This window comes from Williamsia sp. DF01-3 (assembly GCF_023051145.1).
Lineage (GTDB): Bacteria > Actinomycetota > Actinomycetes > Mycobacteriales > Mycobacteriaceae > Williamsia.
Window position 1 is genome coordinate 4,619,928 of sequence record NZ_JALKFS010000005.1, and the last position, 21,992, is coordinate 4,641,919.

The window sequence follows — 21,992 nt, forward strand, 5'->3', positions numbered from 1 at the left end:
AGACTGACGCACGAGAACCTCGGGCCAGCAAGGGTTATCCACAGCCCCGACACCCAGAAGTGGTGGGAACGGGTGAGGCTGACCTGGGGAAACGCTCTCCCGAACCCACCAAAATTGGGGAAGGGCTACTCGGTGAGGATGGCTTCGCTGATATTCATGCGACCGGCACGGGCGGCGGGGAAGAAGGCTCCGGCGAAACACAACACAAACGCGACCACAACGTAGATGCCGATCACGATCTGCGGCGAATACTGCACCTGGACCGAGGTGGTCTCGGTGAGGATCTTGTTACCCACCACGTGCAGAGCGGTGCCCATCACCACACCCAGCAGCGACCCCACGGCCGCGACCGCAGCCGCCTCGGCCAACACCATGCGGCGGACGAAACGCCGCGAGGCACCCATTGCGCGCAGCACCCCGAGCTCACGTTTGCGCTCGATCACCGACAACAGCAGGGTGTTCAGCAAGGCGACCGCGGCGACCACCGCGACGATCCACTGGATCGCGATCGCGAACGCTCCGGACTGTTCGACGGACGCCTTGGTGGCGTCGAGACCTTCCTGGCCGGTGTAGACGTTCATGGGCATCGACGTCGCCCCGTCGGCCGCCGCCTCGATCAGCGGACGCACCTGTTCCCGATCCACCCCGGGCTCCAGATCGACCTGCAAGAACGTCGCGCCCGGACGATTGAACCACTGCGACAACAGGTCCGACGAGATCGCCGCGGTCCCGGAGTTGATGCTCACGTAGTCGACGAGCTGCAGCACCGGCAGTTGGTGGAAACCCGTCGGCGAAGCTATCTCCACCGTGTCCCCGGCGTCGACATCCAGGTTCCGGGCCAACGTGTGCGACATGACCATCCCACGTCCGGCCAGCACCTCGGCGATGACCTCCGGGCGAGCCTTGCGGACGAATGGTGCACTAGTTTCGGGTTCCAACCCTTGCAACAACACTCGCGACTCACCGACATTGACCGCGGCCCACTGACCTCGGACCACCCGCTCGACGCCGGGCACCGCAGCCACCGCCTCGGCGACCGCTGGATCGATCACCGGGCCATCGGGAATGGACGACTTCTCCTGCGACGACACGTAGAAGTCCGGGTCGGCGAGACCGCTGAGCGACCCGGTGATCGACGACACCAGGTTGTTCATCACGCCAGAGGTGCACAGCCCCACGGTGATCGCCACCGCAACCGTCATCAACGTGGCCCAGGCGCGACGCGGCGCGCGTTCGGTGTTGACCGCACTGAGCTTGCCCGGCCCACCGAACCGCCCGGCCAGCCAGGTCACGGCCGCCACCAGCGGCGGTGTGAGTGCGTAACAGACCAATAGCATTCCGATACAGAAGACGATCCCGGCCGTGACCACTGCCCTGCCCTGGATCTCGTCGGACATCAGCCAGCCGGCGACGATGAGCACCACACCCAGTACCGCACAGATCTTCGCCGCAATACCGCGGCCCGACTGCTGGTCGGCCGCGACACTGCTCGACATCGCCTCGATCGGCGACACCGTGAACACCGACCGCGCCGCCAGAACACTTGCCGCACAACAGGCGAGCACACAGGCTATGACAGCTGCGGGCGCCGCGTACCCGGGCAGCGAGAACTCGACGGTCGCTCCGTACGACGACAGCACGTCGGGCAATTGGCCGATGGCCCACCGGCCCGCCAGGATCCCGATCGGTACACCGATCAGGCCTCCGACCAACCCGAACAGCGCGGCTTCTCCGATGAGGTCGGCGACAAGTGGTCCACGCCGCCCGCCCAGCGCGCGGATCATCGCAATGGACGAACGACGCGATGCCACAGCCATGTTCATCGTGTTGAACACCAGGAAGCCGGCGATGACCAAGGAGATCAGCGAGACCAGCAGGGTGGAATCGCGCGTTACCGAGGCCGCGGTCTCTGCCTGTTTCGCCCGGAAGTCGGGATCGACCACCACCGCGCGCCCGTCGACGACTCCCTTGAGCTGATCACGTAACTCGTCGGTGGTGGCGCCCGGCTCCTTGGTCACGAGGATCGAGTCGACTCGGCCCTCGTGGTCGGTGATCTGTTGCGCCAGGCCGAGATACGCGAAGATGAAGCGTCCGCCGTTGATGGTCTGGGCCTCGGGCGCGTCGATCACCATGGTGACGGTGGTGTCCACCCCGTTGATCGTGACCTCCTGCCCCTTCTGCAGTCCGGTGCCCTTGCCGACACTGATACCCGACATCAAGGTGGTGAGGTCAGTGCCCTCGCTGGTCGCGGCGCCCTGCACGGCGTCGCGCAGATCGCCGCTGAGCGCGGTGATGTTGTTGTCGCTGCCCAGCACAGTGGTTCGCTTGCCGTCGACGAAGACCGAGCTGTTGACCAGTGGGACAACACTTCTGGCCGCCGGGGCGTCGCGGCGGATTTCCCCGCCAGTTGGTCGTCGACACCGGAGTCGACGATGCCCGCGACCTCGAGGTCGGCGGTACCGGAGATGGTGGCGCTGAGCTTCTGCACCGACGAGGTCAACGAACCGTAGGTTCCGAGCACCGCGACCATCAGTGTGGCGGCCACGACGATCACCATCAGCGAGGTGATCACCCGCAGCCGGTGCCCCAGCAGCTCACGAAGATTGACGACCCGGACACGAGTGGCCCCGGCGAGCAGCGAACCCACCAGCGGGAGACGGCTCACTCCTCGATCTTTCCGTCGCGAACCGTGATCGTCTGGTCGGCGTGTGCCGCGGCCTTGTTGTCGTGGGTCACCATCACCACCAGGCGCCCGTCACCTTCGTGGGCCACCTCGGTCAGCAGTTGGAGGATCGATTCGCCCGTGTGGGAGTCGAGGTTGCCGGTCGGTTCGTCGGCCAGCACGATGCGCGGGCTCATGATCAGCGACCGCGCGATGGCGACGCGTTGCATCTGCCCGCCCGACAGCTCCGACGGACGATGCTTGGCCCTGTCGCCCAGACCGACCCGGTCCAGCAGCGCGATCGATTCGGCCTTCGCCGATCGCAGCGACCGCCCATCGAGAAGCCTTGGCAGCGCGACGTTCTCCCACGCCGACATGGTGGGGATCAGGTTGAAGAACTGGAAGATGAAGCCCACCCGATGCCGCCGGAACTCGGACTGCTCGACCTCGGACAGGGCGGCGAGATCAAGACCGTCCACCACGATCTTTCCGGAGTCGGGTACGTCCAGCGCCCCCAATACGTGGAGCAGTGTGCTCTTGCCTGCACCGGAGGGTCCGACGATCGAGACGAAACGACGGCCTTCGAGGGTGAGGTTCAGCCCATCGAGGGCGCGCACCTTCTGCTCGCCCATCTGATACTCGCGCACCAGGTCGGTCGCCTCGACCATCAGCCTCGGCGGTTCGGCAACCGCGCCGTGTCCCCCACTTCGGTCGGGGTGTGGACCCTGCTCACTCACTCCACTGTCCGGAGGCGAAGAACTCATCCAAAATCCCCTCTGCCCGGCCCAGGTCCAGTCCGTTACCTGCAAGCCATTCGTCGTTGTAGTAGGTCCCCGAGTACCGATCACCGCCATCACACAACAGCGTCACCACGCTGCCCGCCTGCTTGTTCGCCCGCATCTCGGCGACCAGTCGCAGGGCGCCCCACAGGTTGGTGCCGGTGGATCCGCCGACTCTCCACCCGAGCACGTCGCTGGCCCGGCGCGCGGCCGCGATACTTCCCGCGTCCGGTACCGACACCATGCGGTCGATCACCTGCGAGATGAACGACGGTTCCACCCGTGGACGGCCGATCCCTTCGATACGTGACGACCGTGCACCACCCGCCGGCGGTTCCGCGCCATCTCGGTAGGCCGGATAGAAGGCCGAGTTCTCGGGGTCCACCACACACAACCAGGTGCGGTGCCTGCGGTAGCGGATGAATCGTCCGATCGTTGCGGAGGTGCCGCCGGTGCCCGCCCCGACCACCACCCAGGCCGGGATGGGATGTTCTTCCTGCGACAGCTGACTGAAGATCGACTCGGCGATGTTGTTGTTCCCCCGCCAGTCGGTGGCCCGTTCGGCCATCGTGAACTGGTCGATGAAGTGCCCGTTCGTCTCGTCGGCCAGTCGCTGCGCCTCGGAGTAGACCTCGTCGGACCGATCCACGAAATGGCAACGGCCGCCCTGCCGTTCGATCAGCGCGATCTTCGCCGGCGACGTGGTCCTGGGCATCACCGCGATGAACGGCACCCCGATCAGCTGGGCGAAGTATGCCTCCGACACGGCGGTGGACCCGGACGACGCCTCGATCACCGTGGTGCCCTCGGTGATCCAGCCGTTGCACAGCGCGTACAGGAAGAGCGACCGTGCGAGGCGGTGCTTGAGAGAGCCTGTGATGTGGGTGCTCTCGTCCTTCAGATACAGCGAGATCCCTGCCGTACCCGCGCCGTCCTCCCACCGCGACCACCCGGGGAGCGGGAACCGCAGCAGGTGGGTGTCGGCGCTGCGGGTGGCGTCGGCATCGATCAGCCGCACGGCATTGTCGACCCATCCGCGGTCGGACCTGCGGTCGATGTCGTGCGTGCGTGCTGCACCATCGGCAGAGGTCATGTCATTCCCGTCTCGTCACACACTCGACGAACCGGAGCCGTCATCGGACTCCGGCCGTCCCTCACCGCGCAACCTGGCGTTGAGGTTCTCGCGCTGAGCCTTGCGGCCGGCATCGACGGTCGCGATGCCGACATTGACGCGGTCACGCAGTCCGCGGAACAGGACCATTCCCAGGGGCAGCGCGATGATCACCGCGAAGAACGCCGCAACGAGGATGGGGACGTCCACACCCACCGCGCGGCCGAGGAGGTAGATACCTCCTGCCAATGCGATGACCAGGGCGATCCGCGCGACGGTGAAGGCAAGCAGATCGAACGCGAGACGGCGGCCCGCTCCCGGGCTCGGTTCGACGGCCGGAGCCGTTTTCTTCGCCGACGGCGCGCGCCGGCCGCCCGGCTTGTCGCTCTTGGATCCGCCTGCGCCGTCAGGTCCGGTTCCGCCGCCGGCTGCTTGTTCGCTCACGAACTAGACCTTACTTCTCTCCGCACCGACCCGAAACGGGCGCCTTTGCGATCCCTTTACCAACAGCTGACCGTTCGAATACCTGGGGTTTCGGGTGTAACCATGAGGTCGCGGTGACTCGCGGATCGTCGCGGCCACCGACACCCGCAGGATTCTTCGCGACCCGCCGAAACCTCCGTCAGGAGTCACGGCGCGGCCGATGTGAGGCCGGACTCGATAGGAGCACAAATGACGTTTGCAAGCCCCCACGGTGCAAACATGCCGAACTCGGGTATCAACGGATCTGCGGCAGGTATCGCCCCGCCGACGCTGAGTCCGCAGGCAGCGAGCCAGCACACCCTCACCCCCGGCCAGGTCGCCGCGATGTTCAACGTCAATCCGAAGACTGTGGCGCGTTGGGCCAGTTCAGGCCTCCTGGGGGCCATCCGCACCCCGGGCGGTCACCGCCGTTTCCGGGAGTCCGACGTGGTCGCCCTGCTCAATCGGCGAACCCCCGCAACCGGCAGCTGACAACTAACTCAGGCCAGACCGCAGGATCGCGCCGAACCTTGCGGCCCACACTCGCCACGCCCGGCATCTCACGAGCCCGCCTCCCGTAGCCTGGAAGACACGGCTTTGATTTCGGAGGTGCCGACATGATCTACCTACTCGCCATCATCGGCTTGCTGGCACTCACATACCTGGCGTGGCGTGCGTTCGGCCCTGACGCCCCGGCGATGCCGGGGCAATCGAGTGATCGCACCCCGGGTCGGCAGATTCGTCGCGGCCCGGTCGGCCCGGACGACGATCCCGAGTTCCTCAACGACCTCGACCGCAAGGCCCGAAATAAAGATCCCAAATTCCAAGCCGATGGTGACGACAAACCCAGCGCCACCGACCAATAATTTCCGGTTGGGCTACTGACCTGCACAACTGTCCAAAGTTTGTTGAACCAACGTCCAGGTTCGGTCGGCCGAGACCAGCGGTTTCAGGCGTAGATGTGTGAATAAACTTAAGTAAGTCAACCCTTGGTTCGGTGTGCTTTTCTGGGTACCCATTTTGCGAACTTTAAAGGTAGAGTCTCGGTCTAGTTCGATCCTGCAATACCGCCGGGGTCAAATTAGAGGTCTGGGAGATAGAGAAGTGGCAGCTGTACAAGATGGAAAGAGCTTTGCCGAGCACCTGAATGAGCTGTTCAGCACCGTGCGCGACGAAAACGGGATTCCTTACACCGGCAAGAAGATCGCGCTGAAGGCGAATCAGCTGGGATACACGCTCAGCGATGCGTATATCTCGCAGCTTCGTACGGGCAAGGCCAAAACCCCGTCGTTCCGCACCGTCGAAGCGATCTCGCGAGCATTTGAGATCAGCGTCACTTATTTCCTGACTGATCCCGACGAAGACCTCAAGCGGGTAGAGCAGCAGCGTGAGTACGTCCAGATGGCCGCCGAGACCGGCGCGCACCTGGCCGCGTTCCGCCAAGAGGCCATCTCCACCGACACCCTCGACGTGGTCATCGAGCTACTCAAGGTCGTCAAGAAACAGCAGGCCGACCGCGACGAGTGAGCATGGTCCGGCGGACCCTCGGGTCCGGCGGTCCACCTCGGGCCAGGTCAGAGTCCGGCGTACGAATGTAGGCCGGACACAACCAGATTGATGATGAAGAGGTTGAACAACATCGCCACGAAACCGGCGATGTTGATCCACGCGGCGGCGGTGTTGCGCCACCCTGCGGTCGCGCGGGCGTGTAGGTAGGCGGCATAGATCACCCAGGCGATGAACGACACCGTCTCCTTGGGATCCCACCCCCAGAATCGGCCCCATGCCGCTTCGGCCCAGATGGCCCCGCAGATCACGCCGAGCCCGAAGAGGGGGAAGGCGAAGACCACGGTCTTGTAGGCCAGTCGATCCAGGGTCTGCGCTGCCGGCACGCGTTGCAGGATGCGTCCCCAGAACCGGTCGCTCGGGTTGGGGTACTTGAGCTTCAGCAGGTACAGGATGCTCGCGACACCGGATACCAGGAACACCCCTGAACCCGTCGCGACGATCGAGACGTGGATGGCAAGCCAGTACGACTTGAGGGCCGGCACCACCGGGGCAGCGTTGGTGTACAGGTAGGTGCCTGCGATGAACAGCAGGATGACGACCGGCAGCAGGACGAACCCGAGCAGCGGCCGGTACTCGCGCTTACGGAGCACGAACAGGGCGGCGACCATGCCCGCCGCGCACGAGATCGAGACGAACTCGTACATGTTGCCCCACGGAGCGCGACCGGTCGCGAAACCACGAAGGACGATCGACCCGATCTGCAGCGCGGTCGCGAGCAACACCACGCCGAACGCCATCTTGGCCAGCCGATCACCGAGCGGCGCCTTGGCCGCCGTCTCGAGCTTGCCCGGGGTACGGACATCCGACGCGGGCACCACGGTGGGGCCGGCGCCTGCTGCGACGAGTTCAGCCGACTTCTCGACGACCTGTCGCTTGCTGGCCAGCGCGGCCAGGAACATGACCATCGCCAGTACGTAGACCGTCAGCGCGGTCCCGAAGCACAGATCCGAATATCGGGACAGCGTCTCGTTGACGTCCATCGCTCACCTTCCGCAGCCGATCGCTACTTACGCTTGTTGCCCTGTGTGGCTTGGTTGCCGGACGCAGGCGGGGTGATCCCCAGCAGGTCGGCGACCATGTCGGGGAAGCCTTCTCCCCATCCGGCCTGGTCGGTCCGGGCCAGCCCGGCCATCTCTACTACACAGCGTCGCACACCCAGAGTAGAGGTCTCGGGCCGATTGTGAGAATCGGGTCCGCGGGCGGAATCGCCAGCCTGATCTGCGGCGTCTGCGGGCGCCCGCGCACCGGCATCGTCAAGGCTCGTACCTGCGGCCAGTGGTGTGATCCGGGCCCAGACACGGCGGCGTTTGATCAACAGCGAGACCAGCAGTCCGGCCAGCATCGCGATCGACGAACCGAGGACCCAGTTCTGGGCAGGGTCGTGGGACACCTGCATCGACACCCAACGTTGATAGCCGTCGAAGGAAACGGTGGTGCCGTTCTCCAGGGTCGCCTTCTCACCCTGCTGGAGGTTGACCCTTTCCTTCTTGAGCAGCCTGCCCTGGTTGATCAGGTTGACGTCCAGGCTGAACACATTCTGCGGCCGGCCGGTGTCGAGGCCGGTGTCGCCCTGGTAGATGTCGACGGCGACGGCGGGGTTCTCCGGCAGCGGGAACGACGACGTCATCAGACCGCCGTGGAACACGGCCGTCGGCGCGAACAGCCCCTCGATCGCGATCTGGTTCTTCCGCCGCTCGTCCTCGTTCGGATACAGCCCGGCGGGGGTGTCGAACCGGGCCGCACCGCTCGACATCATCGTCTGCAGCTCGTTGGGCTGGAACGGGACGGTCTGCGAACGGGTCTCGCCGTTCGGGAAGGTGACGGTGAAGGTGGGGGCGAAGCCGTTGCCCAGCAGGTAGATCCGGTCGCCTGCGATCCGTAGCGGATGGTTGACCTTGACCTCTGCGTCTTTCCAGGTGTCGCCGTCGATGTCGTCGCCGACCTGGTACCGCACCTTTGAGCTGTAGTCCTCGGGCTGGCCGGTGGGAAGGAACTTGGCCTCGAACGAGTCGACCTGCATGCAGAACTCGTTGAGGTTGGTGCCGTCGACCAGGTTGCCGGCCCGGAACGAGTCGTAGACCGCCGTGGAGGTGTTGCACAGTCCCTCGTCGCCGTTGGCCACCAGGATGCGGGTGCCCTCGTAGCCGTACAACTTGCCTGCCGCGATCGAGACGAGCAGCGCCAGGAGAGCGAAGTGGAAGACCAGGTTTCCGAACTCGCGCAGGTAGCCCTTCTCCGCTGAGATCTCGGTGACGGTGACCACCGACCCGTCGGCTTCGGTGCGCTGCGTGGTCCGGGTGGTCTTACGCCATCCGCGGAGTCCGCTGTTGATCCGCTCCGCGATGGCCTCGGGGCTGCCGTCCACCTCGTGGCTCTCGTGCCGCGGCAGCCGTCCGAGGTTGCGCGGGGCGGCCACCGGACGCGCCCGGAGCGACTTGGCGTGCTCCACCATGCGCGGGGTGAGGCACCCGACCAGGGAGATGAACAGCAGCGCGTAGATCGCGGTGAACCAGACACTGCCGAAGACGTCGTACATCTGCAGTTTGTCGAACAGCTCACCGAAGAAGCCGTGGTCGGCGATGTACTGCTCGGTCTTCTGCTCGTTGAGGTCGCGTTGTGGCAGCAGCGCGCCCGGTACTGCGGCCAAGGCGAGGAGGAACAACAGGGCCAGCGCGGTGCGCATCGACGTCAGCGAGCGCCAGAGATTACGCGCGGGCCACAGGAGGTAGCGCTTGATCGGGCTGGGCGGCGGCACCTTGCCCGGCTGCGGTGCCCTGGTGGCGGTGGCGGTCATATCGGCAGCACCGTGTCGGTGACGAACATGTCGCGGACCCAGACGATGAACTGATCCCACAGTCCGGTCACCAATGCCACGCCCACGACAACCAGTAGTACACCTCCGAAGATCTGGATGGCCCGGGCGTGACGGCGCATCCAGCCCACCGCACGCAGAGCCCACGCGGAGCCGAAGGCCAGCAAGACGAACGGCAACCCCAGGCCGAGGCAGTAGAAGACGATGAGGGTGACCCCACGCGCAGCCGTTGCACCCTCGGTGCCGCTCGCGGTGGTGATGACGGCAGCAAGCGTGGGACCGAGGCACGGTGTCCAGCCGAGTGCAAACACCGCGCCGAGCAAGGGTGCGCCGACGAGATTGGACACCAGTCGCGGATGAAACCTCGCGTCGCGCTGCAACATCGGGATCAGCCCGATGAACACCAGCCCCATGATGATGGTGACCACGCCGCCGATGCGTTGCAGCAGTTCACGATTGACGATGAACGTGCTCGTGATCCCGAAGACCGATGCGGTGGCGAGGACAAACACCACCGTGAAGCCGAGGACAAACAAGAGAGCCGCACCGGTGACCCGAAGTCGCCCGGCCTTTCTCGACTCCTTGGGCGACATCGCCGGTGCCTCCGCTCCGACGAGACCGGCAAGGTAGGAGAGGTAACCAGGCACCAGCGGCACCACGCACGGCGAGGCAAAGGAGACGAGACCGGCCAGCACACACGCACCGAGGGCCAGCAACAGTGGGCCCGTCGAGACGGTGTCGGAGAAGCTGTCCCCCACACCGGCGAGGGTTGCCGTGCTCTGGGCTCCGGCGCTCAGCATCACCGACGTCATTGCTGCGGCGCACTCTCGGCGGCGACCCGCTCGACGACGGGCTGCAACTCTTCGGCGGTGATTGCCTTGAGGAACACGGCGGCCGCGCGGTGTTCGCGGTCGAGGACGAGGGTGGTCGGAACCACAGATGTGGGGGTGGTGAGCTTGGCCAATGTGCGGCCCGGGAAGTCGAAGATCGACGGGTAGGTGACGCCGCGGTCCTTCACGAAGTCACGTGCCGTGCTCTTCTCGTCGCGCAGGTCGATGCCGAGGAAACTCACGCCCTGGGCCTTGGTGGCTTCGTACACCTGCTCCAGGGCCGCGGCCTCGCCGCGGCACGGGCCACACCACGAACCCCACACGTTGATCACCACGACCTGGCCGGCGAAGTCGGACAGGTTGATGGTCTTGGTGTCGTCGAGCAGGTCCTCACCGGAGATCGCGGCCACCTTGCCGCGGTCGGCGGGAGGGTCGTAGAAGATGACCGTCTTGCCGCCGGGCGAGACGAACTCGAAGGTGTCGCCCTGGGCGACCGCGTCATCGCCGGTGCTGCACGCCGTCATCACGAGCAGGGTCACCAGGCCGAGGACGGCCAGTAGACCCAGTCGCCATCCCAACGGGGCCAATACGCGCGCAACACTGCGCCCGCGGCCGAGTTGGCCCCCATTGTCGTTCGCCGTCAAGATGTTCCGTTTTCCCTCAAGCTCCTGTGGCGAGCGGATCAGACGATCCGGCCGGCTCGGAGTACACGATGTCGACGAGCGCATCGCCGTCGTACAGAAGGCTGGTCAGCGACGCCAGCGAGCACTGCCGCTTACGCGGGTCGTGCCAGAGGCGCTGGCCCTCGAGGAAACGGCGCAGCGTGTAGACGGGCAGCTGATGGCTGACGCACACGGCCTCATGGCCACGAGCTTCCTCGCGCGCCTTGTTGGCGACGGCGAGCATGCGGTGCGCGAGCTGGATGTAGGGCTCACCCCAGCTGGGGGTGAACGGGTCGCGCAGTTTGGGCCAGTGCCGCGGCCGACGCAGAGCTCCGTCGCCCGCCGAGACGCGCAGGCCCTCGAAGGTGTTCTCGGCTTCGATCAAACCCTCGTCGGTGATGATGTCCAGGCCGTGCGAGGCGGCGATGGGAGTGGCCGTCTCCTGCGCACGCTGCAGCGGCGACGCGAACACATGGGTGATGTCGTGGTCGGCCAGGGAGTCGGCGACCTTCTGCGCCTGGGACGCGCCCAGCTCGGAGAGATGGAAGCCCGACAGGCGTCCGTAAAGAATGCCGTCCGGGTTGTGTACCTCGCCGTGCCGCATCATGTGCACGATGGTGCGCTGCTGCATCAGTTCTCCTTCCGAGCACGTGCAGCCGCGGCCGCAGCTGCCGGTAGTGCGTCGGCAATGACACCGAAAGCATCCACGTCCAGCGCCGCGGATACAAACCAGGCTTCGAAGGCGCTGGGCGGCGGGTATACCCCGGCGTCGAGCAATGCGTGGAAGAACGGCGCAAAACGCCAGGTCTCGGTGTTCTTCACGGCCGCGTAGTCGTTGATGGCGGCATCGGGCTGCGTGGTGAAGAAGACACTGACCAGGTTGCCTGCGAACTGGACGCGGTGGCCGACTCCCTCCGCGGTGAGCGCCTCGCCGATCAGGGAACCGAGCTGTCTGGAATTGGCGTCGAGTGCCGCGTAGACGGAGTCGTCGGCGTGGCGCAGGGTGGCGAGACCGGCCGCCACCGCGACGGGGTTACCGGACAGGGTGCCGGCCTGGTAGACCGGGCCGGCCGGCGCGAGGTAGGCCATGATGTCAGCGCGGCCACCGAAGGCAGCGGCAGGCAGGCCACCGCTCATCACCTTTCCGAAGGTGTAGAGGTCACCTGCGACACCCTCGAGGCCGAACCAGCCGGCTTTGCTGACGCGGAATCCCGTCATCACCTCGTCGATGATCAACAGGGCGCCATCTGCCGACGTGATGTCTTTGAGGCCCTGGTTGAAGCCGTCGATCGGGGCCACCGCGCCCATGTTGCCTGCCGCCGCCTCGGTGATGATGGCGGCGATCTGACCGGGGTACGCGGCGAAGGTCTCGCGGACCGCGGTGAGGTCGTTGTACGGGAGCACGATGGTGTCTTGCGCCTGCGCGCCGGTGACGCCGGGCGACGTCGGCAGCCCGAGGGTCGCGACGCCCGAACCAGCGTCGGCCAGCAGCGCGTCGACGTGACCGTGGTAGCAGCCGGAGAACTTGATGATCTTGCTGCGACCGGTGAACCCGCGTGCCAGCCGGACCGCCGACATGGTTGCCTCGGTGCCCGAGTTCACCAGCCGGACCTGCTGCACCGGGTCCACCCGCGCGATGATCTCTTCGGCCAGGTCGATCTCGGCCTCGGTGGGTGCACCGAACGACAAACCTGTGGTCGCGGCTGTCTGCACCGCCTCGACCACGGCGGGATGGGCGTGACCGAGGATCATCGGCCCCCAGCTGGAGACGAGGTCGACGTAGCTGTTGCCGTCGGCATCGTTCAGCCGGTACCCGGAGGCACTGGAGATGAATCGGGGTGTACCCCCAACCGAGTTGAAGGCACGAACCGGCGAGTTGACCCCGCCGGGTATGGAGCGCGAAGCGCGCTCGAACAGCTGGGCGGAACGGTCGGTGGTGTGCGGCACGATCTCCAGTGTGGCAAATGTCCTGATGTGACCCCGGCCATGGATGGTTGTGATCCCTGAAATCCAGCGGTGGGAATGGTGGGCCCGGGGAACGCGACCGGGGAGAAACGTTCTACCCGGACCCACCAAGTTCTGCCTCAGCCGTTCTTGTCAGCCGGCGGTCTTGTGCTCGTAGTCGTCGATGGCGGCGACCTTTCCGGCCGAGGCACTTTCGGGGTCGAAGGTGTAGTCGAGCCACTCACGGGCCAGCCGGCGGGCCAATTCCAGCCCGACCACCCGCTGCCCGAAACACAGCACCTGGGCGTTGTTGCTGAGCACCGACCGCTCGACGGAGAAGCTGTCGTGCGCGGTCACCGCCCGCACACCCGGCACCTTGTTGGCACTGATGGCCACACCGAGCCCGGTGCCGCAGACCAGCAGCGCGCGGTCGGCCTTGCCCTCGGCGACCATTCGCGCGGCTGTCACCGCGACGTGCGGGTACGCGGTCTGGTCGTCGGCACCGACGCCGACGTCGACGACGCTGTCGACCCTTCCGTCGGACTGCAGGTCAGCCTTCAGGGTTTCCTTGTACTCGTAGCCCGCGTCGTCGGATCCGATGACGATGCGTAGTGCGCCGGAGTTCTGTGAATCGGTCATGAGTGAGATGTCCTCTCATCGCGTGAGTGCCCTGCGCCCACGAGGGCGCTGGTTCGGTCGGCGATTGCCTGCACCGACAGGGCCAGTGAGATCGCGCCGGCATCGGGTGTCCCGACGCTGCGTTCGGCGAGGGGCCGGGCACGGCCGACCTTCGGCCGTAGTCGAGCTGTGGCCTGTGCGGACTCGTCGGCCACCACTGCGGCGGCCGACCAGGCCTCGTGCCAGCCGACGCCGTCGGCGGCCTGTCGTTCGATCTCTTCGACGAAGGGCCCCAGCGCGTCGAGCATCGTCTTGTCGCCGGGCGCAGCACCGCCGAGATCGACCAGTGCCTGATACCCGTCGCGCAACCCGGCACCGAGCAGTGCGGTGTCGGGTGAACCGGTGTCGCCGAGCCGGGCGCCGAGTGCACCGAGCAGTGCACCCCACAACACACCCGATGTGCCGCCTGCCTTTGCGGCCCAGGCCTTTCCGGCGGCGGCGAGTACCGATCCGGCACCCGCCTGAGCTGCTATGGCCTCATCGGCCGCGGCGACAGCGGCCGAACTGCCCTTGACCATTCCGCGACCGTGGTCACCGTCGCCGGCCACGGCATCGATGCGGCCGAGTTCCGTCTCGGCGCCCGCCACCGCATCGGCAAGGGCCTGCAATGCCTCTCCGACCACCTGTCCGGTGCGGCGGCCCGCCTCGTCCGAGAGGGATGCCAACGCAGGGGCCGCGGCCACCGCGACTTCATCTGTCTCCGAACGTAATTGCGCGTCACCCATCGACGGGCCCACGTGGTCGGCGGTCATCTTCCGGTAGGCAGGGGTGTCGGCGGGGGCCGTCCAGTAATGCTCGAGATCGTCGTCGAGCCACATCACGGTGAGCGAACAACCGGCCATGTCGAGGCTGGTCACCAGCTCCCCCACCTCGGGATCGATCAGGGTGTACCCCGCCTCGCGAAGCAGCGCCGACGCCGTGGACCACACCACGAACAGTTCCTCGTATTTGGTGCGGCCGAGCCCGTTGAGAATCACGGCGATCCGCTTCGAGTCGGTGGTGGGAGCTGCGGCCAGCACGCCGTCGACCAGTGTGCGAGCCAGTTCCCCGGCCGTCGGCATCGGCTCGTCGGCGATGCCCGGTTCACCATGGATGCCGAGGCCCACACCCATCTTCCCGGCCGGGACGGTGAACAGCGGGGCATCTGCCCCGGGCATCGTGCATCCGTCGAAAGCGACACCGAGTGTGCGCGTTGCGTCGTTGGCCCGCCGGGCGATGTCGAGGACGCCGGCCATGTCCCGGCCGGCATCGGCCGCGGCACCGGCACACCGGAACACCGTGAAATCGCCTGCGATGCCTCGCCGCCGGGACTCCTCACCGGCCGGTGCACTGGCGACGTCGTCGGTGACCGCGAGGTAGTGCGCGTCGATCCCCTCGGCCCGCAGCTGCTGCACGGCGAGCCCGAAGTTCATCACGTCGCCCGCGTAGTTCCCGGTGGTCAACAACACGCCGGCACCGCCGTCGGCAGCGCGGGCCACCGAGGTGGCCTCATCGGTGGACGGCGAGGTGAAGATGTTGCCCACCACGGCCCCGTCGGCGAACCCGGGGCCCACGACGCCGCAGAACGCGGGGTAGTGACCAGAGCCGCCGCCGACCACCACCGCGACCTTGCCCGGTGGCGTCCTGTGCGCACGCACCACTCCCCCGGGTACGGCCGCGACGTACCGGGAATTGGCATCGCAGAAGCCCGCGAGCATGTCCTCGGAGAACCGCGACGGGTCGTTGAACAACCGGGTCATCGCAACCGCTCCCCGCCATCGGCGTCGAAGAGGTACACGCGCTCGGGTGGGGCGCCGATCTCGATCTTCTGGTCCGTGGTGAAGTGGTCCTCGGCGGGCGTCTGTACAACGATCCCTTCCTCGATGCCACTGACCGTGCACGTGGCCAGCCCGAACTCCAGGAGATGCTCGAAGTACGCCACCGACGCCGACACGGTCGGATCACCGGCGGTCCGGACAACCGAGCAATCCTGCGGTCGCAACCCCACCGACACCCGGGTGCCATCGGCGATCGGGCCACGCACGGTGGTCGCCAATCGTCCTGCACCACGCCCGATCTCGACGAAAACCGTCTGGTCGATGGTGCGGGTGACACCGCGCAGCACGTTGATCTGCGGTTCGCCCACGAACTCGGCGACAAAGAGATTCGCCGGGTCGTCGAAGACCTCGTCCGGCGTGCCGAACTGCTGGATCACGCCGTGGTTCATCACGGCGAGACGGTCGGCAAGCGAGAGTGCCTCGACCTGGTCGTGCGTGACCACGATGGTGGTGTATCCGAATTCGCGCTGCAGCACCTTGAGTTCGCGGCGCACCCGTTGCCGGGCTGATGCGTCGAGGTGGCTCAGCGGCTCGTCCAGCAGCAGTACCGGTGGGTTGCGGACGAGCGCTCGCGCCAGCGCCACCCGCTGCTTCTGACCACTCGACAGGCTCGCCGGCCGAAGCGACAGAAGGTCTTCCATCTCCAAACGACTGGCGATGGTCTCCACCAGCTGGTCGGCACCGGAAACCTTGCGGGCCTTGAGTCCGTACGCGAGATTGTCGCGGATCGACATGGGCGGGTACAGAGCGTAGCTCTCGAAGCCCACACCGATGCCTCGCTTGGCTGCGGGCAGCTGCGAGATCTCTTTGTCTCCGACTTTGATCGAACCGGATGTGACGGTTTCGAGACCGGCGATCATGCGCAGGGTTGTCGTCTTGCCACAGCCCGAAGGACCGAGCAATGCGACGAGTTCCCCTGGGGCGATGGTCAGATCGATGCCCTTGACCGCCTGGAAACTCTCGCGGCCGCGGGCCGAGTACGTCTTCACCAGCTTGTCGAGGGTCAGGCTCTTGGCGACGTCAGACGACACCTGACTCGGGGCGGGGATGGTCGTCGAGCTCACCGGGTTGCCTCCATTTCCGATTGCACGTTCGATATCAGCCGCACGCTGTCAGCGCCGGCCTGCTCGTCGTCGAACACGTGGACATCGCGGGTGGCGACGGTGAGGCTCACCTCGGCGCCTTCCGCGAAATGTTCACGCCCGCTGGACAATGCGATGATCTGCCGTCCACACGAGTCGATGGTGAGCTCCACGTTCCGACCGAGTCGCTCGGCCAGCATCACCCGACCGTGCAACTGCATCGCATCGTCGGGGATCCGGTCGCCGCGACCCAGCACCTTCAGATCACAGGGCCGCAGTCCGACGCGCACACGGTCGCCCGACGACGCCATCACGCCGTCCGGCACCCGCACCCTTCCCGATCCGTCGCCCAGCCGAGCGGTCGAGCCATCGATCACAGCGTCGACGACGTTGATCTCGGGCTGTCCCAACGACTTCGCCACGAAGGTGTCGGCCGGGCTGCGCCAGATCTGCTCGGGCGTGCCGACCTGGACCAGTTCTCCGTCGCGCAGCACCCCGATGCGATCACCGAGCGCGAGCGCCTCCTGGTAGTCGTGCGTGACGTAAATGGTGGTGGTACTCGACATCTGGCCGAGTTGCTTCAGCTCGGCACGCATCGCTGCGCGGAGCTTGGCGTCGAGGTGACTGAGCGGTTCGTCGAGCAGGTAGACATCCGCCGGTCGCACCAGCACCCGGCCGAGCGCAACACGCTGTCGCTGTCCGTTGGACAGCTCACGGGGGAAGCGCTCGAGCAGATGGTTGATGCCCAGTGTGGTGGTGACCTGATCGATGCGCTGCTTGCGTTCGGCGTCGGTGTACTTGCCCGTCCGTCCCGACTTCAGCGGCGATTCGAGGTTCTGCGACACCGTTTTCTGCGGATACAGCGCGTAGCTCTCGAACGCCATCGCCACGTTCCGGCGGTAGGGCTCCACCAGTGTCATGTCGACGCCGCCGATGTGCACCGAACCTGCATCGACGTCGACCAGACCGGCAATCGACTTGAGGGTGGTGGTCTTTCCCGCACCACTGGGTCCGAGGATGACGAAGAACTCGCCGTCCGCGATGTCGAGGGACAGGTCTTTGATGCCGACCGTGTTGCCGTAGTTCTTGCTGAGGTTGTCGAGCCTGAGAGTGCTCATGCTTTCACCGCTCCAAACGAGAGACCGCGGACGAGGTAACGCTGAATGGTCAGCGCGAGGATCAGCGGGGGCAGCGCCGCGATGACCGCCGCTGCCGCGGTGAGGTTGTAGTAGGCCTGACCGCCACCGCCGAGGAACTTGGTGATAGCCACCGTCACACCGGCATTGCTGTCGGCGAGGATCAACGGGAACACGTAGTTGTTCCAGGCGAAGATGAACGCCAGCAGTCCGGCGGCCGCGATGCCCGGACGGACCAGCGGCAGCGCCACCATCACGAACGCCCGGGACCGGGTGTAGCCGTCCAGCAGGGCCGCCTGCTCGAGGTCTTCGGGCAGATCCTGGAAGTAGGAACGCAGGATCCACACCACCAGCGGCATGGTGACCAGCTGCAGCACCCAGATCATTCCGACGTTGGTGTCGAAGAGTCCGATCTGGTTGTAGATCACGAACAGCGGGACGATCACCATGAGCTCGGGGGCGAACCGGAACGAGAGCATCTGGAACATCAGATCCTCACTGCCGCGGTACTTCCAACGGCCGGCCGCGTAAGCCGCCGGGATTCCGATGACCAGCGACACGATGACCGCACCACCACAGTTGATCAGGCTGGTCAGCAGCGACGCCTTGAAGTCGACGCTGGTCAGCTCGGTTCCCTTGTTGGACAGCACCGTCGAGAAGTTCTCCAGCGTGGGGCTGAAGGAGAAGTAGGTGCTGGTCTGCTGCTCGGTGTTCTTCAGCGAGAGGATCACCATCCAGATGATCGGGAACAGCGAGAAGATGAACCACGCGATCAGGGTGAGGTCGGCCGCAACCGACCCGACGGTGAAACGCTTTTGACCGGGCAAGAGTTCACGCGCCATGTCAGGACTCCGCTCCCGCAGCTCGTCGCTGCGCCTTTCCGAGCACGCTGACGAGAACGCGTGCGGTGATGAACACGATGATCCAGAGCAGCAACATGTAGGTCGCTCCACGGGAGTAGTCGAGGTTGATGATCGCGTCCTCGAACGCGCCGATCTGCAGGGTGCGGGTCGAGACGCCGGGGCCGCCCGCGGTGAGCACGTAGATCGCGTCGAACACCTTGAGGTTGTCCATGAACCGGAAGATGACGGCCACCAGGATGTAGGGCCACAGCATGGGGAGCATCAGTTTGCGGAACATGAAGAACCAGTTGGCACCGTCGACCTCGGAGGCCTCGAACGGCTCCTTCGGCAGCGAGCGGATGCCCGCGAGCACGAGGATCGCGACAAAGGGCGTGAAGATCCAGACGTCGACCAGGATCACCGACCAGAGCGCATTGGTGCTGGACAACCAGTCGAAGGTGTTCCCCAGTCCCAGAACGTGATTGAGGATTCCGAACTGCGGGTTGAACATCAGCTTCCAGATCACGCCCGCGATGACGGGTGCGATCATCAGCGGCAGGATCAGGACCTTCTCGAAGATCTTGCCGATGATGCTGGAGCGGTTGAGCAACAGCGCGAGGCCCACGCCGAGGACGGTCTCGACCGCCGTGGCAACAACCGCGAACACTCCGGTGACCTGCACGCTCTGCCAGAAGATCTGGTCGCCGAGCACCGATGCGAAGTTGCGGAAACCGACGAACACGGGATCGGGGTTGACCGCCGCGTAGTTGAGCACCGAGTAGTAGGCACCGACGAAGAACGGGTACAGGATGCCGATGACGATGATGAGTGCGGGAAGCGAGAGCAGGTAGGGGCGCAGCCGTCGGCGCCAGGTCGGCACCTCGACCGGTTTGTCCGCACGGACAGGCGGCTGGCCCGAAACACCGTCCGTCGTCGCCTTTGACGCTTGAGTGGTCATTGGTTCTTCTCTCTCCGTTAGAGATTCACTTTGGAGGTGTTTGTCTTGGCCAGACTGTCCAGCCGGGACTGGGCGTCGTCGCCGCCGTAGATGTCCTGCAACGCCACCGCCCAGTCCTTGGTGGTGTCGAAGAACTTCTTCTGCGGGGTGAACTGGATCTTCGAGGAACCGATGACCGTCTCGAAGGTCTCGAGGTAGCCCGGCTGATCGGCCGCGATTCGCTTGAACGTGCTGTCGAACACCGACTTACGGACCGGGTCCGCGTAGATGCCGCCTTCGACGGCCTTGTTCATCGCTTCTTTGCCGGTGGCCCACTGCATGAACAGCCAGGCGGCGAGCTTGTTCTTGGACAGCGAGTTCATCGCCCACGTCCAGGTCCAGAGGTTGGTGTTGTAGTTGCCGTCCGGTCCCGCGGGTCCGGGGTACCACCCGAGGTTGCCTGCCTGCGCGCTGGCGCCGGGCTTGTTCTTGGGGTACGTGGCGCTGTCGGCGTCGTACACCATCATCGCCTTGCCGTCACCGAGGTCACCGGTGGCGTTGGGGTAGTCGTACGTGGTCCACGACGTGGGTCCGGCCTTGTGCTGCATCTCGATCCACTTGCGCGTGAAGTCGACCGCCTTCGCGGAGTTCATCCGGGCCACCAATTCGTCTCCGTCGAGCGTGTAGTCGACGGCGCCTTCACGGGCGTACTGACTCATGAAGCCGGGATGGATGGTCGCCCACGACTTCGACCCGCGGGTCGCGATGCCGTAGCGGTTCTCCGAGCGATCGGTGAGATCGATTGCGAGCTGGATGAAGTCGTCGAAGTTGTCCGGTAGCGCGATCTTCCGGCTGTCGAAGTAGGCCTTGTTGTACGCCACCACATTGTTCTCGAATCCCCAGGGGATCGCCCACTGACCGCCGGTGCCGAGAGGGCTGCCCAGCTCGAAGTTCCAGCGGGTCGAGGTGCGCAGGCCTTCGAAGATGTCGTCGAAGTCGTACTCCTGGCTGGTGGCCGCGCTGTTGCCCAGCCACGGGCCCAGGTCCTCGATCCATCCGGGCGGGCCGTATTGCCAGATGAAGTAGGCACCCAGCATGAAGACGTCGTGCTTGCCGGTGCCGCCGGCGAGTTCGGTGTTCAACTTGGTGAAGTAGTCGGCCTCGGGCACGAGATCGACATTCACCTTGATGCCGGTGAGAGCGCTGAACTCGGACAGCAGCGGCTGGAATGACTGCTGGTAGGGGTGCGGTGTCTGCAGGATGTTGAGCGTGGTGCCTTCGGCTTTACGCCAGTCGAACGAGCCCGAGACCGCAGCGGCACCGTTCTCCGCATCGACTCGACCACCCACGCCACAGGCGCCCAGGATCGGTGCAGCGGCAGCGGCCACACCCACCACGCCGAACGCCCGCAGCAGGTTTCGACGGGACATCGGAGTGTTGACCGAAAAATTCTCATTCATGGATACGTCTTTCGCTCAGGCCGGGATCAAGGACACCTTGACCGACTCTTTACCGCTGGCCACCAGGTCCAATCCGCGCTGGAACTCGCTCAGCGGCAACTGGTGGGTGCAGATCTCGTCCATCGGGAGAACCCCCGACTCGATCATGCGGATGGCTGCGGGCCAGCAGTACGGACCGAGGTGCGCACCGAGGACGTCGAGCTCTTTGTCGTCGCTGATGATGCTCCAGTCGACGGACACGTCGCTCCCGAAGACGCCGTACTCCACGTACCGGCCCAGCTTGCGCAGCAGGTTCAATCCCTGCGGGACCGCCGAGGGGTGCCCCGTGGCTTCCAGGTACACATCGGCACCGTAGCCGTCCGTCAGATCCTTGATCATCGCCACCGCATCCTCGGTCGCGATGTTGATGGTGAGGTCGGCGCCGCACCGCTTCGCGAGTTCGAGCTTCTCCTCGGCCATGTCGAGGGCGATCACGCGAGCGGGATTCTTCGACTTGGCACCCGCGATCATGCCCAGGCCGATCGGTCCGCAGCCGGCGACGACGACGGTGTCCTCGAAGGTGATCTGTGCGCGCTCGACGGCGTGGAGTGAGCACGACAGAGGCTCGGCGAATGCAGCGTGGTGCGCCGGGATGTCCTTGGAGACCTTGTGCACCAGCGCTTCTCCGGGATACACCATGTACTCGGCCATCGCCCCGGGTGTACGGCGCTTGAATCCGTAGAGGTCGTGCGGCGCGCACATGTGGTACCAGCCGCGCTTGCAGTACATGCACTCCCAGCAGGGAACGATCTGCTCGGACACCACCCGGTCGCCCACCGCGATCCCCCACCGCTCGGCGGCGGCGGCGTCGAGTGAGACCACCGTGCCGACGAACTCGTGACCTGGGATGACCTCCGTCTCGGCCCATGCGGGACGATTCTCGTCCCCCCAGAACTTCGCCGCACCGTGGTAGCACTTGAGATCACTCGCGCAGATACCCACTGCTTCGACCTTGATCAACGCCTCACCGGGGCCGGCGACCGGTACCGCGACCTGCTCCAGGCGGTAGTCCTCGGGTCCATGACAGACAACTGCCTGCATCTTCTCGGGTAGTTGCTCACCCATTAGCCAACTCCTCACCGGCCGAGGCCGCGTTCATTTTGCTGTGTTCCGGGTCACGTTAGCGCTTCCTGATACATATGTACAGAACAGATGTTCACGAGTTTTCAC

General features: G+C 65.5%; 20 protein-coding genes and 1 pseudogene. 3 read left to right on the forward strand and 18 right to left on the reverse strand.

Going from position 1 to position 21,992, the window contains the following annotated elements:
• Positions 1–125: 125 nt before the first annotated feature.
• The 4 genes and pseudogenes from MVA47_RS23700 to MVA47_RS23715 all read right to left on the reverse strand — a co-directional run bounded on the left by MVA47_RS23700 (position 126) and on the right by MVA47_RS23715 (position 4,996).
• Positions 126–2,665: pseudogene (locus MVA47_RS23700) on the reverse strand (FtsX-like permease family protein).
• A complete protein-coding gene (locus MVA47_RS23705; protein WP_023961404.1) occupies positions 2,662–3,330 on the reverse strand; it encodes an ABC transporter ATP-binding protein in 669 nt (222 codons plus the stop codon). Before MVA47_RS23705 ends, MVA47_RS23700 begins: the two are co-directional and overlap by 4 nt.
• Positions 3,331–3,391: 61 nt before the next feature.
• On the reverse strand, positions 3,392–4,534 hold the full coding sequence (locus tag MVA47_RS23710) for a PLP-dependent cysteine synthase family protein (RefSeq protein ID WP_247210114.1): 1,143 nt from the start codon (positions 4,532–4,534) through the stop codon (positions 3,392–3,394).
• 15 nt (positions 4,535–4,549) lie between these two features.
• On the reverse strand, positions 4,550–4,996 hold the full coding sequence (locus MVA47_RS23715) for a DUF4229 domain-containing protein (protein ID WP_247210115.1): 447 nt from the start codon (positions 4,994–4,996) through the stop codon (positions 4,550–4,552).
• 258 nt (positions 4,997–5,254) lie between these two features.
• Between MVA47_RS23715 and MVA47_RS23720 the strand changes: the two genes are divergently transcribed.
• From MVA47_RS23720 to MVA47_RS23730, 3 genes are all read left to right on the forward strand, one after another.
• Positions 5,255–5,506: a BldC family transcriptional regulator gene (locus MVA47_RS23720; RefSeq protein WP_062797656.1), complete on the forward strand. Its 252-nt coding sequence runs from the start codon at positions 5,255–5,257 to the stop codon at positions 5,504–5,506.
• Positions 5,507–5,631: 125 nt separating this feature from the next.
• Complete coding sequence (locus tag MVA47_RS23725) at positions 5,632–5,880, forward strand: hypothetical protein (protein ID WP_062797331.1); 249 nt, start codon at positions 5,632–5,634, stop codon at positions 5,878–5,880.
• Positions 5,881–6,118: 238 nt separating this feature from the next.
• Complete coding sequence (locus MVA47_RS23730; protein ID WP_023961395.1) at positions 6,119–6,541, forward strand: helix-turn-helix domain-containing protein; 423 nt, start codon at positions 6,119–6,121, stop codon at positions 6,539–6,541.
• 47 nt (positions 6,542–6,588) lie between these two features.
• Here the strand turns inward: MVA47_RS23730 and ccsB are convergent, their stop codons facing one another.
• From ccsB to eltD, 14 genes are all read right to left on the reverse strand, one after another.
• Positions 6,589–7,563, reverse strand: coding sequence for a c-type cytochrome biogenesis protein CcsB (ccsB, locus tag MVA47_RS23735; RefSeq protein ID WP_247210116.1), 975 nt, complete (start codon positions 7,561–7,563; stop codon positions 6,589–6,591).
• Positions 7,564–7,586: 23 nt separating this feature from the next.
• Positions 7,587–9,377, reverse strand: coding sequence for a cytochrome c biogenesis protein ResB (locus MVA47_RS23740; RefSeq protein WP_247210117.1), 1,791 nt, complete (start codon positions 9,375–9,377; stop codon positions 7,587–7,589).
• Positions 9,374–10,195 (reverse strand): cytochrome c biogenesis CcdA family protein, encoded by an 822-nt coding sequence (locus tag MVA47_RS23745; RefSeq protein ID WP_247210118.1) that lies wholly within the window; start codon positions 10,193–10,195, stop codon positions 9,374–9,376. The genes MVA47_RS23740 and MVA47_RS23745 overlap by 4 nt, the downstream gene beginning before the upstream one ends.
• 8 nt (positions 10,196–10,203) lie before the next feature.
• Entirely contained in the window at positions 10,204–10,749 is a 546-nt protein-coding gene (locus tag MVA47_RS23750) for a TlpA disulfide reductase family protein (RefSeq protein ID WP_247211045.1), read from the reverse strand.
• A gap of 136 nt (positions 10,750–10,885) precedes the next feature.
• Positions 10,886–11,518 (reverse strand): histidine phosphatase family protein, encoded by a 633-nt coding sequence (locus MVA47_RS23755; RefSeq protein ID WP_247210119.1) that lies wholly within the window; start codon positions 11,516–11,518, stop codon positions 10,886–10,888.
• Positions 11,518–12,837, reverse strand: coding sequence for a glutamate-1-semialdehyde 2,1-aminomutase (gene hemL / locus MVA47_RS23760; RefSeq protein ID WP_247211046.1), 1,320 nt, complete (start codon positions 12,835–12,837; stop codon positions 11,518–11,520). Before hemL ends, MVA47_RS23755 begins: the two co-directional genes overlap by 1 nt.
• 147 nt (positions 12,838–12,984) lie before the next feature.
• A complete protein-coding gene (locus tag MVA47_RS23765) occupies positions 12,985–13,470 on the reverse strand; it encodes a ribose-5-phosphate isomerase (protein WP_023961388.1) in 486 nt (161 codons plus the stop codon).
• Positions 13,467–15,248: a dihydroxyacetone kinase family protein gene (locus MVA47_RS23770; protein WP_247210120.1), complete on the reverse strand. Its 1,782-nt coding sequence runs from the start codon at positions 15,246–15,248 to the stop codon at positions 13,467–13,469. Before MVA47_RS23770 ends, MVA47_RS23765 begins: the two co-directional genes overlap by 4 nt.
• The gene (locus tag MVA47_RS23775; protein ID WP_247210121.1) at positions 15,245–16,390 is read right to left on the reverse strand and encodes an ABC transporter ATP-binding protein; all 1,146 of its coding nucleotides are present in this window, start codon (positions 16,388–16,390) and stop codon (positions 15,245–15,247) included. Before MVA47_RS23775 ends, MVA47_RS23770 begins: the two co-directional genes overlap by 4 nt.
• Complete coding sequence (locus MVA47_RS23780; RefSeq protein WP_247210122.1) at positions 16,387–17,526, reverse strand: ABC transporter ATP-binding protein; 1,140 nt, start codon at positions 17,524–17,526, stop codon at positions 16,387–16,389. Before MVA47_RS23780 ends, MVA47_RS23775 begins: the two co-directional genes overlap by 4 nt.
• Positions 17,523–18,386 (reverse strand): carbohydrate ABC transporter permease, encoded by an 864-nt coding sequence (locus tag MVA47_RS23785; protein WP_062797320.1) that lies wholly within the window; start codon positions 18,384–18,386, stop codon positions 17,523–17,525. The genes MVA47_RS23780 and MVA47_RS23785 overlap by 4 nt, the downstream gene beginning before the upstream one ends.
• A gap of 1 nt (position 18,387) precedes the next feature.
• The gene (locus tag MVA47_RS23790; protein WP_030165525.1) at positions 18,388–19,344 is read right to left on the reverse strand and encodes a carbohydrate ABC transporter permease; all 957 of its coding nucleotides are present in this window, start codon (positions 19,342–19,344) and stop codon (positions 18,388–18,390) included.
• A 17-nt stretch (positions 19,345–19,361) separates the two neighbouring features.
• On the reverse strand, positions 19,362–20,783 hold the full coding sequence (locus MVA47_RS23795; RefSeq protein ID WP_062797316.1) for an ABC transporter substrate-binding protein: 1,422 nt from the start codon (positions 20,781–20,783) through the stop codon (positions 19,362–19,364).
• Between the two features lie 15 nt (positions 20,784–20,798).
• Positions 20,799–21,887: an erythritol/L-threitol dehyrogenase gene (gene eltD / locus MVA47_RS23800; RefSeq protein ID WP_062797314.1), complete on the reverse strand. Its 1,089-nt coding sequence runs from the start codon at positions 21,885–21,887 to the stop codon at positions 20,799–20,801.
• Positions 21,888–21,992: the final 105 nt, after the last annotated feature.

Coding starts and splice junctions, on each gene's coding strand:
- MVA47_RS23705 (WP_023961404.1), bottom strand. CDS start 3,330: ATGGTCGAGGCGACCGACCTGGTGCGCGAGTATCAGATGGGCGAGCAG.
- MVA47_RS23710 (WP_247210114.1), bottom strand. CDS start 4,534: ATGACCTCTGCCGATGGTGCAGCACGCACGCACGACATCGACCGCAGG.
- MVA47_RS23720 (WP_062797656.1), top strand. CDS start 5,255: ATGCCGAACTCGGGTATCAACGGATCTGCGGCAGGTATCGCCCCGCCG.
- MVA47_RS23725 (WP_062797331.1), top strand. CDS start 5,632: ATGATCTACCTACTCGCCATCATCGGCTTGCTGGCACTCACATACCTG.
- ccsB (WP_247210116.1), bottom strand. CDS start 7,563: ATGGACGTCAACGAGACGCTGTCCCGATATTCGGATCTGTGCTTCGGG.
- MVA47_RS23740 (WP_247210117.1), bottom strand. CDS start 9,377: ATGACCGCCACCGCCACCAGGGCACCGCAGCCGGGCAAGGTGCCGCCG.
- MVA47_RS23745 (WP_247210118.1), bottom strand. CDS start 10,195: ATGCTGAGCGCCGGAGCCCAGAGCACGGCAACCCTCGCCGGTGTGGGG.
- MVA47_RS23750 (WP_247211045.1), bottom strand. CDS start 10,749: ATGACGGCGTGCAGCACCGGCGATGACGCGGTCGCCCAGGGCGACACC.
- MVA47_RS23755 (WP_247210119.1), bottom strand. CDS start 11,518: ATGCAGCAGCGCACCATCGTGCACATGATGCGGCACGGCGAGGTACAC.
- MVA47_RS23765 (WP_023961388.1), bottom strand. CDS start 13,470: ATGACCGATTCACAGAACTCCGGCGCACTACGCATCGTCATCGGATCC.
- MVA47_RS23770 (WP_247210120.1), bottom strand. CDS start 15,248: ATGACCCGGTTGTTCAACGACCCGTCGCGGTTCTCCGAGGACATGCTC.
- MVA47_RS23780 (WP_247210122.1), bottom strand. CDS start 17,526: ATGAGCACTCTCAGGCTCGACAACCTCAGCAAGAACTACGGCAACACG.
- MVA47_RS23785 (WP_062797320.1), bottom strand. CDS start 18,386: ATGGCGCGTGAACTCTTGCCCGGTCAAAAGCGTTTCACCGTCGGGTCG.
- MVA47_RS23790 (WP_030165525.1), bottom strand. CDS start 19,344: ATGACCACTCAAGCGTCAAAGGCGACGACGGACGGTGTTTCGGGCCAG.
- MVA47_RS23795 (WP_062797316.1), bottom strand. CDS start 20,783: ATGAATGAGAATTTTTCGGTCAACACTCCGATGTCCCGTCGAAACCTG.
- eltD (WP_062797314.1), bottom strand. CDS start 21,887: ATGGGTGAGCAACTACCCGAGAAGATGCAGGCAGTTGTCTGTCATGGA.